This is a genomic window from Dietzia natronolimnaea (assembly GCF_002289575.1).
In the GTDB taxonomy this organism is placed as follows: domain Bacteria; phylum Actinomycetota; class Actinomycetes; order Mycobacteriales; family Mycobacteriaceae; genus Dietzia; species Dietzia natronolimnaea_A.
Map to the genome: position 1 here is coordinate 1 of NZ_NTGA01000077.1, position 2,477 is coordinate 2,477.

At 66.7% G+C, this 2,477-nt stretch carries 2 protein-coding genes and 1 pseudogene; 1 reads left to right on the forward strand and 2 read right to left on the reverse strand.

The genetic code is table 11. The features are described 5' to 3' along the window. Nucleotides 1-370: ATP-binding protein (locus CEY15_RS17650; protein WP_176475191.1), on the reverse strand; the 370-nt coding region annotated here is incomplete at its 3' end. Continuing rightward, nucleotides 367-1,929 (reverse strand): annotated as a pseudogene (istA, locus tag CEY15_RS17655) (IS21 family transposase). The pseudogene istA and the gene CEY15_RS17650, both read right to left, overlap by 4 nt. A gap of 161 nt (nucleotides 1,930-2,090) precedes the next feature. Between istA and CEY15_RS17660 the strand changes: the two are divergent. Further along, nucleotides 2,091-2,393, forward strand: a complete 303-nt coding sequence (locus CEY15_RS17660; RefSeq protein WP_095719492.1) for a histone-like nucleoid-structuring protein Lsr2 — start codon at nucleotides 2,091-2,093, stop codon at nucleotides 2,391-2,393. The last annotated feature ends 84 nt before the right edge of the window (nucleotides 2,394-2,477 follow it).

The following is a 2,477-nucleotide window of genomic DNA, read 5'->3' on the forward strand; positions in this document are numbered from 1 at the left end:
GCTTGGCCAGGGCGCAGCCGAGGTAGGACTTTCCCGACCCGGTGAACCCCTGAAAGACGACGTTCTGCTGTCTCTGAATGAACGAGCAGGTGGCCAGCTGCGCGAGGACGGCTCGGTCCAGGCCGCGCTCCTCGACCAGGTCCACGCGCCGCAGATCGGCTGCCGGGTAGCGCAGGTTGGACCGGCGGATGAGTCCGTCGATCTTGGAGTGGTTGAAGCTCTCGTGGGCGTGGTCGACGACCAGTTGCAGGCGCTCGGCGAAGCTCATGCCGAGAACGTGGTCGTCGTGTTGCGCTTCGATCGCCTCGAGCAGTGGCTGGGCGCCCATCTCGCGGAGCTTGCGCTTGGTCTCGGAGTCGATGCTGCTCATTGGGTGCTCCTGGCGTAGTAGTCGGCGCCGCGGACGTACCCGCCGGCCTGTTCGGGATTCGTGCGTGGCGGTAGGGCGGCGGTCTTGTCTTGGCCGGTGGCCAGGATGGGGTGGATGTGCGCGTAGCGGGGTGAGCGCACGGGCCCGGTCAGCGCCAGCGCGCACGCAGCTTCGACCCGCTCGGCTGAGAACCGCCGCGAAAGGCGTAGCACCGCCAGGGCGGCGTCGAGGCCCTGTTCGTCGATGGGCACGGATTCGAAGATCCGGTTGATCACGATGACCGCCGCTGGCCCCACCCGCTCGGCCCACGCCCGTACCCGGGGCGCATCCCACTGCTGGTACTGGCGGCCGGCGGGCAGGTCGGCATCGTTGGTGCGGTACTGACCTGCAGCCTGCTCGGGAAGCAGAAGGTGGCTGGAGATCCGCTCGGTGCCGCGGTAGATCTCCAGCGTGCGGGCGGTGATCCGCACATCGACCTTGGTGCCGATGTGGGCCAGCGGGGCGGAGTAGAAGTTCCGCTCGAACACCACGTGTCCGTTGCGGCCGACCCGGCGGCCGTAGAGCCACCGGCTGATCTCGAACGCCACCGCCGGCAGCGGCGTGAGTAGCGGCCGCTCCTCGGCGGTGAACACGCTCAGTCTCGAGCCGGGGCGTTTCTAGAACGCCTCGCGGTTGTAGGCGTCCATCCGCTCACCGATCGCCTCGGCCAGTTCGGGCACCGTGTGAAACGTCCGGTCCCGCAGGCCGGCGATCACCCAGGTCGCCACGTGCGCCACGGTGTTCTCGGCCCCAGATTTGTCTTTTGGCCGGCGTATCCGCCCTGGTAGAACGGCTGCTGAATAATGAGCGGCCATCTCCCGGTAGGCGTCGTTCAGGACGATCTCACCATCGCGCGGGTGCTTGACGACGCCGGTTTTGAGGTTGTCGCACACGATCCGCGGTACCGACCCGCCGAAGTTCTCGAACATCGCCACGTGAGCCCGAAGCCACGCGTCCTGCTGCATGTCGGTGCTGGGCCAGACGAACGCGTACCGGCTGAACGGCAGGCACGCCACGAACAGGTACACCTTTCGCGTCGCCCCGGTGACCGGGTCGGTGAGCTCCATCGTGGGGCCGGACCAGTCGACCTCGACCGTCTGGCCGGCCTTGTGCCCGACGCGGGAGGCGGCGCCGGTGACCATCACGTGTCGCTGGTAGGTCTTGCACCACCGGTCGTATCCCATGGCCGGCGCTTTCGCGTGGGCGCAGCGGTCGGTGTACTCGCCGTGCAGCAGTTTGAGCGTGACCCCGACCCGGGCCATCTCGCGGTGGACCTGTTCCCAGTCGGGCTGGGCGAACACGCTCTCGTGCTCCCCGCGGCCCGGGAACAGGCGGGCGTACACCTGCTCATCGGTGAGTTCGGCGACGTCGTCCCAGCTCGTCTCGGTCGCATCGGCGGCCTCCAGCACCGCCGCGATGCTCTTGCGGGACATGCCCTGCGAGGCGGCGATCGCCCTGCCTGACAAGCCTTCGGCGCGAAGCTGCAACACGAGCTTCGCCCTGATCTTCCGTACAGTCACGGATTGCTCCTTCCGCCACGCGCCCTATACACGCGGCGGAAGGAGCCTAGAAGCAGGTGGCCCCCACAGGCGCTACTGCTGGCCCCCAAGCGCAATATTCGCGACCCCGGGCACTGGCCCCCGGAGGCAATACCGGTGGACCCCAGTGAGACGAATATTCAATCGACGGAACCGACCTAGGCGAAACCGCGAACACTCTCTCGTTCGCCTTCGAGGGCAAGGAACCCTCCATCGATCTCAGCGACGACAACGCCGAGGCTTTTCGCCAGATCATTGCGCCGTACATCGAGGCTGGCCACCGAGTGACCGGGAGAAACACCAAGGCCGCAAGAAAAACCTCCGCGAAGACCTCGTCCGCAAACACTAAAGCTATTCGCGAATGGGCCCAGGCCAACGGCTACGACGTCTCCAACCGCGGACGCATCCCCGCCGACGTCCTGCAGGCGTACACCGCGGCCAATTAGCGATACAGCGGGACGAAGGACGGCTCAACACGACCATTTACCAGGCAATATGTAACTGGTAGGAGCGGGTGTTCGGGAGTCGGG